The sequence below is a fragment of the Cesiribacter andamanensis AMV16 genome (assembly GCF_000348925.1).
GTDB lineage: Bacteria > Bacteroidota > Bacteroidia > Cytophagales > Cyclobacteriaceae > Cesiribacter > Cesiribacter andamanensis.
The window spans coordinates 1-8,108 of sequence record NZ_AODQ01000169.1; the positions used below are offsets into that span (position 1 = coordinate 1).

The window sequence follows — 8,108 nt, forward strand, 5'->3', positions numbered from 1 at the left end:
TTTGTTTTGTAGCCAGGGACCGGAACTAGTCGCGTTCCATGGCCTGAGGGGTTGAGTACATCACCCGCAGGGCGTTTGCTTTTTTAAGCTCTTCCTGCACGTCGGTAATCAGACCCATCTTTGCTTCTTTATCCACCTTCATGGACATGGTAAGCTTGTTTTGGTCGGCTTCGTTCATGCCTGAACGCTCGGCCTCTACAAACTGCACCACCTCATTAGGGGTGATGAACACATCGTTTACCTGAATCCGGGGCTCAGAACCAAAGCGGTGCGTTTCCCGGGGTTTGCCAATGTACAGGTAGCTTACCAGATTTTTCTTCTCCAGCTTGCGGAGCTGTGTTGCCAGGGGCAGGTTTTGCTCTACTTTAAGCTCGGCTTCCCGCATTACGGTGGTCACCATGAAGAAGAACAGGAGCATGAAGATAATGTCCGGCAGCGCAGAGGTTGGAATTTCCTGCTTGGCGGCTGCTTTCTTTTTAAATTTACTCATACTAGTATTCCTCCTTACTTAGTAGGTTGCGCAATGGAGATCGCCATAGGGATTCCCTCCTTGCCTTTGTTATACAGCTCAAGCTGGCGGGGATCGGTACGGTCCAGGTTCCGATACTCCTGGGCGGTAAGCCCACCGGCGCGCTCGGCATAGATCTCGTAGTAAGCACCCTGCAGCTGGTCCAGCACGGTAATGAAGCGATCGTAGCTGGTACCGCGGTCGTTCTTCAGCGAGATTACGGCCTTTTCAGGGCTTTCTGCCTTATCACCTTCCCGTCTGGGGTTCATTACGTGGTCTTTCACCATTTGCTTCAGGCGGTACACATCCTCCAGGGGCTCGTTCTCCACCAGAAGTCTGTCGGCCGAGTTGATCCGAACGGTGAACACATTGCGTTCTTTTAGCTTGACGTCGGTTATTTCTGTATCAGCCGGGGGCAGCTGAATCAGAAGACCTTTCTCGTTGGGGATGGTAGTGGTTACCAGAAAGAATACCAGCAGCAGAAAGGCGATGTCCGCCATTGAGCTGGAATTCACTTCGGCACTTTCCCGGTTCCTTTTTCTCGCCATACTCTTTAACGGAAAAACTTTGATACTTCTGTTACGGCTATGCTCAGTACTGCTGTAATGATCAGGATGTACATGGTAACAATGGCAGCACCAATCATTTTAGAACCGTTTTCAGTCAGATCAGGATAGCGTGCGGCCATGTCTCCACTTGATAACGCATAGGCAATACCAAATATTACAAGCAGCAACACTATACCCGCGGCTACTTTCAGTAGTCCCTTGGGATTGTCAAGCGATTTGATCAGGGGCAGAATTACAGCTGCCGCCAGCGCAAAGATCACCAGAAAATACCCCAGGTACAGTATAATGTCCAATAAGGTTGAATCCATTTCCATACGTGTAGTAGGATTAGAGGTGAATCAATAGGGTAAATGCAGGCTCGGTCGGATTAGCGACGGGCCAGTTGGTGACGCACCAGCATATCTACCAGAGCGATAGAAGCATCTTCCATCTTGTTCACCAGCGAGTCGATCTTAGACACGCAGTAGTTGTAGAACAGCTGCAGGATTACGGCTACGATCAGACCAGCTACGGTGGTCAAAAGGGCGATCTTGATACCGTTGGCTACTACTACAGGAGAGATATCACCCTGACGCTCGATGTTATCGAAGGCCTCGATCATACCAAGTACCGTACCCATGAACCCAAGCATTGGGGCCAGTGAGATAAAAAGTGAGATCCACACCAGACCTCTTTCCAGACGGCCCATTTCTACAGAACCGTAGGAGATAATAGATTTCTCTACCATATCAATGCCTTCTGAGCTACGCATCAGGCCCTGGGTAAAGATAGAAGCCACAGGGCTGCTGTTGTTGCGGGTTACCTCTTTGGCAGCTTCCACACCACCGGTAGCCAGCGCATCTTCTACACGGGCCAGCAGTTTTTTGGTGTTGGTAGTGGCCATGTTCAGGGTGATGATCCGCTCAATGGCAACGGCCAGTCCCAGGATAAGGCAAAGCAGTACAATGCCCATGAACTCCCAGCCACCTTCAATAAATTTCGTTTTTACGCTTTGATGGAAACCAGCTTCTTCGCCTTCTGCTCCCAGTACATCTGCCTCAGGGGTAGGATCGGTGGTGGTCTGCGTATCCTGTACTACAGGAGCAGCCTGAGCAGCGGTATCCTCGTCAGCAGTAGTTGTAGTCTGCGTGGTAGTTGCCCCTTGTGCAAATACGTCAGCTGATGAACCGAAGCTCAAAACACCACAAAGCATCAGCAGTGTAAATAACTTTTTCATAGTGTGTTGTGTGGAAATTTAGTAGGTATAGGTTGTTGTTTGATTTTCATTCTAAAAAAATCGCAGAGAGGAAGGGATTCGAACCCTCGATACCCTTTGACAGGTATACACACTTTCCAGGCGTGCGCCTTCAACCACTCGGCCACCTCTCTGTATGTAGTTTATACAAGCACTTCTTGCTTTGTATAAGGCACAAATAAATGTAATAAATCGGCTCTACGCAACAATCTTTTTTAAATTTTATGCATTACTGCAAGGACATTTCGCCGCAGCATGGAGAAATAATCCTTTTTTTGGCTGCTTCAATTTGGGGTTCAGCGGCCAAAATTAGCATCATTTTTGCCAGAGCTGCCTCACTAGTAAGGTCATAGCCACTGAGCACCCCCATATCTTCCAAAAGCCGGCTGGTGCCGTAGCGTCCCTGCATCACTTTGCCCCCCAGGCACTGGGAAACGTTCAAAATAATTTTACCGGCAGCCAGCGCCCCCTCAACGGCCCGAATAAACCAGGGAAAGGTAGGCGCATTGCCGCTGCCGTAGGTTTCCAGGATCAGGCCCCGCAGGTCGGGCAGTTCCAGCAGGTGCTCCACATAGCGGGGCTCCATGCCGGGAAATAATTTGAGCAATGCCACCCGATTATCAAAACAGCAGCTGTAGCTCAGGGGCTTAGCATAATCAGGTGTAAGAATTGCCTCCTGCTTGTACTGAATTTCCACACCGGCTTCGGCCAGCAGGGGGTAATTATTGCTCTCAAAAGCATCAAATAAAATGCTCTGCACCTTTTTGGCCCGGTTGCCCCGCAACAGGCGGTAATTGAAATAGATACAGACCTCGGGCACCAGGGCGTCTCCCCGGTGGTTTTTGGCCGATGCAATCTCCAGAGCTGCCAGCAGGTTTTCCCGCGCATCGGTTCGCACCGCCCCTATGGGCAGTTGGGCGCCGGTAAAGATCACTGGTTTTTGCAGATTCTGAAGCATGAAGCTCAGCGCCGAAGCACTGTACGCCATGGTGTCGGTTCCGTGTATAACTACAAAGCCATCATAAAGTTCGTAATTATCCCGAATGGCCGCCCCTATGGCCTGCCAGGTTTCTGGCGTGGCATTGGAGCTATCGATGAGTTCTTCAAACGAAAGTACTGTCAGCTGCAGGTTAAAGCGACTCAGGGAGGGTATTCGGTCCAGGATCTGCTCAAAGTCAAAGGGAATGAGGGTTCCCTCCTTGTCATATACCATGCCCAGCGTACCGCCGGTATAAATGATCAGCAGGGAGGCCTCCGGATCCCGGGGGGCTGCTGTTTTTATGCTCACCTTGGGCTTAAACATGCGCTTGAAAAAGGCTAAGGGTGGCGGCCGTGCTGGCCTGTGCAATGTCGGCTTCGCTCGTTTTACATAGCTCCGCTACCCGCCTGGCCACAATCGGGATGTATTCCGGACTGTTGCGCTTGCCGCGGTGCGGCACGGGAGCAAGATAGGGACTATCGGTCTCCAGCACAAGCTTCTGGAGGGGTATATGAGGGATTACAGCATCCAGTCCGCCATTCTTGAAAGTGGCTACCCCCCCTATTCCCAGGTAAAAGCCCAGCGCCAGGGCTTTTTGGGCTTCCTCCAGCGTGCCGGTAAAGCAGTGGAGCACTCCCTGCAGCTGGCCGTCCTGCAGCTCTTCCAGCAGCTCCAGCGTCTGGGGCATGGCCTCCCGGGTATGGATCACCACGGGCAGCCCTTTTTGCTTCGCCCAGCCTACCTGTATGCGAAAGGCTTCTTTCTGCTGCTCAAACAGGCTCTTGTCCCAGTAGAGGTCCAGGCCAATCTCGCCTATGGCAGCAAAGGAACGCCGGCCCAGCCAGTCTTCCATGGTATAGAGCTGACGTTCAAAATCCTTCTGCACCGAGCAGGGGTGCAGGCCCATCATGGGCACACACTGAGGGTAGCGCAGCTCGGTTTCCAGCATCTGGTCGATGGAGGGCACATCAATGTTGGGCATGTAGAGACGGTAGACACCCAGTTCGGCTGCCCGCTCCAGCACCTGGGCCCGATCCTCATCAAAGGCCTTGCTGTAGATATGGGCGTGGGAGTCAATATAGCTCAGGGCTGATTGCTTTGGTAGCTTCGGTCTTTCCACTTGATCTTCAGGGGTAAAAAATAAAACACAATCAGGGCCAGGCTCAAGACAAAGGAATAGCCCTCATAGAGCAGCCAGAGGCCCGGCCGGTAAGGCTGCTGCAGCCTGCGGCGTACAACCGTATGGGCCAGCAGCTGCTGCGCCAGCAGTTTTGTACCTACCAGGGCAAGGCCCAGCAGAGGCTCCTGCCACAAAACTACCACAATTGCCGGAAAATAGAAGGCCTGCAGAAACAGCAGCCCTAGCATGGGCAGGGGCAGCCGCATGGCGCCACTCATCCAGCGTTTGCGCTGGTGTAGCAGCTGGCTCAGGTGGCCAACAGGCTCGGTACGGGCACTGCTGGGCGCATCCATCAGTTGTACGGCTTCATAGCCCCGCTGGCGAATTTGTAGCAGCAGCTCATAATCTTCGGTAATGGAAAAAGGAATGGCCTCATAACCGCCCGTAGCCTCATAGGCCTCCCGGCTGATGAGCATGTTGTTGCCAATGGCCGTAAGCGTTTGCCCCAGCCCGGGCAGGTGAGCATAGGCCTTGGCCAGGCCCAGGGCCACGGCCCAGTCGGTCTGCTGCCAGCGGGCCCACAGGCCGTTGCCCCCTACCGTGGTGGTGCCGTTTACCAGCCCGATGCCCGGCCGCAGGGCTCGCAGCATGCGCTGCAACCAGCCGGGGTGCGGGCGAATATCGGCATCGGTCATGAAGAAATACTGCACCTCCCGGGGGCAGGCTCTGGCCAGCTGGGCCAGCACATTGGCTTTGCCCCTGGCCAGGCCAAGGGAATGCTGAACATCTACTAGCTGTATCTGCGGATGGCGGGCACTCCAGTCCCGGGCCAGGGCCAGGGTAGCATCGGTAGAGGCATCGTTGCCCACCAGGATCAGCAGCTTATCGGCCGGGTACTCCAGCTGCAAGAGGCTCTGCAGGCAGGCGGGCAGGTGCTCCTGCTCGTTGCGGACGGGCAGGAGCACGGCAACCGGCGGCCAGTCGGCAGGTACTGGCCCGGGCGTATCCCGCTGGCGCCGCAGCAGCAGCCAGGCCCACACATCCAGGGCAATTACCAGCAAACCTGCCAGCAGGCAAAGCAGACCAAGCAGGTTCATAAGGCGGCAAAGCTGTAGCCCAGCCGGCTAAAATGCGCCAAGTAGCGGGGCAGTACCCACTGCAGGCGGTCCCAGGCCTTTAGGCTGTCATGAAATACGACAATGGATCCCGGCCGGGTATGGGCGATGCTTTTGGCCAGGCAGCGCCGGGGTTGTAGACGGCTGTCGTAATCTGCCGACAGCACATCCCACATAACGATGCGGTACTGCTCCTGCAGCTGCCGGCGCTGCTGGCGACCCATGCGGCCATAGGGCGGACGGAACAAGAGGGGTGCCTGCTGATCCAGATAGGGCGCCAGGGCCTGCTGGCAGCGGGCTACATCCTGCAGGTAGGCCTGCAGGGGGGTCTGGCTACCCTTCAGGTGGTGGTACGTGTGGTTGCCCAGGCGGTGCCCCGCCTGCACAAGCTGCTGCACCAGCTCAGGATGGTTCTGCACATTCTGGCCTACACAGAAAAAGGTGGCCCTGGCATTCCACTGCGCCAGCTGCTGCAGCACCCAGGGGGTAACCTCCGGTATGGGACCATCATCAAAGGTTAGGTAGATCTCCGGGCTGCTGCGGGGCATGTGCCAGAGCAGGTTTGGGTAGAGCTGCTGCAGCCAGCGGGGCGTGAAGTGCAGGTACATGGGTTCAGGACTGGCTCACATAACAGGAGAGCATGGTAATATCATCGCCATACTCATTATTCCCCTTAAAGCCGTCCAGCTCGGCAATCACATTGCGGTGCAGCTCTTCCAGCCTGGTGCTGCGGTGGCGGGCCACCACCTCCTGTATGCGCTCCATGCCAAACTGTTCCTCCTGGGGGCTAAAGGTTTCAGACACCCCATCGGTATAACAGAAGAAGAGAAATTCCTGCAGGTCCTCCAGCGTTTCCATGTTCAGAAAGGGCAGCTTTGGCAGCACCCCCAGCAGCATGGTACCCTGCTCCAGCAGCTGGCACTCATCTTTGCGAAAGAGCATTGGGGGCGGGTGGCCGGCATTTACATAGGTAAGAGTAGCAGCGGCTTCATCATAATAGCCAAAAAAGGCGGTAATAAAATTATCACCCTTGGCGCTTTCATAGATCTGCTCATTGAGCTGGCGCACCATGGTCTCAAGGGGGGCCTTCTGGCGGATAAGGGTGCGCAGCGAGGCCTGAAAGTTGGACATCAGGATGGCCGCCGGCATGCCCTTGCCCGATACATCGGCAATGCAGATCAGGTAGCGGCATTCATCAATACGCAGAAAATCATAATAATCGCCCCCGATGCGGTGGTGCGGAATATAGGTAGCAGCCACTTTAAGCTGGCTGGTCTGGGGCAGGTTATCGGGCAGCAGAAAGCGCTGCACCCCCCGGGCCAGTTCCAGCTCTCGCCGCAGGGCTTCTTCCTGCAGCTGGCGCCGCACCAGTTTTTTGTTTTCAATGGCCACCAGAATAATGTTGGAAAGGGCCTGTACAAAATCCAAGCGGTCCTGACGGCTCAGGGTAGCACCCTCTTCATGGGTTTTATTGCTTACCAGCAAATAGGCCAGCGTACGGTCTTTGTGCCGGATGGGAAATACCCAATCGAACTCCTGCAGCTGCGGGTGCAACTGTTCGGTGGTGGTGGGCTTGGCAAGCTCAAAGAGCGAGGGATGTGCGCCCATTTTCTCAAAGCTGTGTTTGGTGCCATGCTGTACCTGGCACACCCACTGATCATCTTTATGCACCAGCAGGGTAAATTTGCTGATATGCAGGCTGCCCCGTAGCGTAAAGTAAAAAATACGGTAAAGATCCTCTTCCGAAACATTGTTGTTAATGGCTTCTGTAATTTCCAGAACGGCCTTTAACTCCAGCTGCTGCAGCCGGTATCGCTGCTCAAAATCAACTACAGGCATAAAAAATCATTTAATAAGCGTTTTAGGGTCGAAGGCATCCCGCAACCCATTGCCCAGTAAGTTAAACGACAGCACCATCAGGCTGATGGCCAGGGCCGGAAATACCACCAGGTGCCAGCTGTTTTGGGTCCCAATGGCATGATACCCTTCGTAGATCATGATGCCCCAGGAAGGGGTAGGCGGTTGTACGCTTAGCCCCAGAAAGCTCAGGCCGGCCTCCAGCAAAATGGCCGAGGCAAAATTTGCCGTGGCTATGACTATCAGGGAGCCTGCCAGATTGGGCAGCACATGCCCCCAGATGATCTGCCGGTTGTTGAGCCCATAGGCCCGGGCAGCTTCAATATAGACTTTTTCCTTAATACTTAAAATTTCTCCCCGCACAACCCGGGCCACATCTACCCACATGGTAAGGCCCACGGCTATAAAAGCCACAAACACCCCCCGGCTCTGCAGCGCAAGGCTGATGGCAATCACCAGCATAATGCCGGGGATGGACCACACCACCGACATCAGCCACATGATGAGCGTATCTACCCAGCCACCAAAGTAGCCGGCCAGGGCCCCCAGCCCCACACCCAGCACCAGCGACACCAGCACCGATACCAGCCCGATTGACAGGGAAATGCGGGCGCCATACATCAGGCGCTCAGCATATCCCGTCCCGATTTGTCGGTCCCCATCAGGTAGTAGCGGGATTCAAGGCTCCTGCTCAAAGCGCTCCAGCAAGTCGGTTGGCTGATCTGC

General features: G+C 54.8%; 10 protein-coding genes and 1 tRNA gene. All 11 read right to left on the bottom strand.

The window, feature by feature from the left end; translation table 11 throughout:
* Positions 1–25: 25 nt before the first annotated feature.
* The 11 genes from ADICEAN_RS19300 to ADICEAN_RS19350 all read right to left on the bottom strand — a co-directional run bounded on the left by ADICEAN_RS19300 (position 26) and on the right by ADICEAN_RS19350 (position 8,003).
* The gene (locus ADICEAN_RS19300) at positions 26–490 is read right to left on the bottom strand and encodes an ExbD/TolR family protein (protein WP_009197343.1); all 465 of its coding nucleotides are present in this window, start codon (positions 488–490) and stop codon (positions 26–28) included.
* A gap of 14 nt (positions 491–504) precedes the next feature.
* Positions 505–1,056: an ExbD/TolR family protein gene (locus ADICEAN_RS19305; protein ID WP_009197344.1), complete on the bottom strand. Its 552-nt coding sequence runs from the start codon at positions 1,054–1,056 to the stop codon at positions 505–507.
* Between the two features lie 5 nt (positions 1,057–1,061).
* Positions 1,062–1,391 (bottom strand): hypothetical protein, encoded by a 330-nt coding sequence (locus ADICEAN_RS19310; RefSeq protein WP_009197345.1) that lies wholly within the window; start codon positions 1,389–1,391, stop codon positions 1,062–1,064.
* Between the two features lie 53 nt (positions 1,392–1,444).
* On the bottom strand, positions 1,445–2,293 hold the full coding sequence (locus tag ADICEAN_RS19315; protein WP_009197346.1) for a MotA/TolQ/ExbB proton channel family protein: 849 nt from the start codon (positions 2,291–2,293) through the stop codon (positions 1,445–1,447).
* Positions 2,294–2,356: 63 nt separating this feature from the next.
* A tRNA-Ser gene (locus tag ADICEAN_RS19320) sits at positions 2,357–2,445 on the bottom strand.
* Positions 2,446–2,540: 95 nt separating this feature from the next.
* Positions 2,541–3,614, bottom strand: a complete 1,074-nt coding sequence (locus ADICEAN_RS19325; protein ID WP_009197347.1) for an asparaginase — start codon at positions 3,612–3,614, stop codon at positions 2,541–2,543.
* Positions 3,607–4,410: a TatD family hydrolase gene (locus ADICEAN_RS19330; protein ID WP_009197348.1), complete on the bottom strand. Its 804-nt coding sequence runs from the start codon at positions 4,408–4,410 to the stop codon at positions 3,607–3,609. The genes ADICEAN_RS19325 and ADICEAN_RS19330 overlap by 8 nt, the downstream gene beginning before the upstream one ends.
* On the bottom strand, positions 4,374–5,507 hold the full coding sequence (locus ADICEAN_RS19335) for a glycosyltransferase (RefSeq protein WP_009197349.1): 1,134 nt from the start codon (positions 5,505–5,507) through the stop codon (positions 4,374–4,376). The genes ADICEAN_RS19330 and ADICEAN_RS19335 overlap by 37 nt, the downstream gene beginning before the upstream one ends.
* Positions 5,504–6,133 (bottom strand): polysaccharide deacetylase family protein, encoded by a 630-nt coding sequence (locus ADICEAN_RS19340; RefSeq protein WP_009197350.1) that lies wholly within the window; start codon positions 6,131–6,133, stop codon positions 5,504–5,506. The genes ADICEAN_RS19335 and ADICEAN_RS19340 overlap by 4 nt, the downstream gene beginning before the upstream one ends.
* 4 nt (positions 6,134–6,137) lie before the next feature.
* Complete coding sequence (locus tag ADICEAN_RS19345) at positions 6,138–7,364, bottom strand: PP2C family protein-serine/threonine phosphatase (protein WP_009197351.1); 1,227 nt, start codon at positions 7,362–7,364, stop codon at positions 6,138–6,140.
* A gap of 6 nt (positions 7,365–7,370) precedes the next feature.
* The gene (locus tag ADICEAN_RS19350) at positions 7,371–8,003 is read right to left on the bottom strand and encodes an ABC transporter permease (RefSeq protein WP_009197352.1); all 633 of its coding nucleotides are present in this window, start codon (positions 8,001–8,003) and stop codon (positions 7,371–7,373) included.
* Positions 8,004–8,108 lie beyond the last annotated feature (105 nt).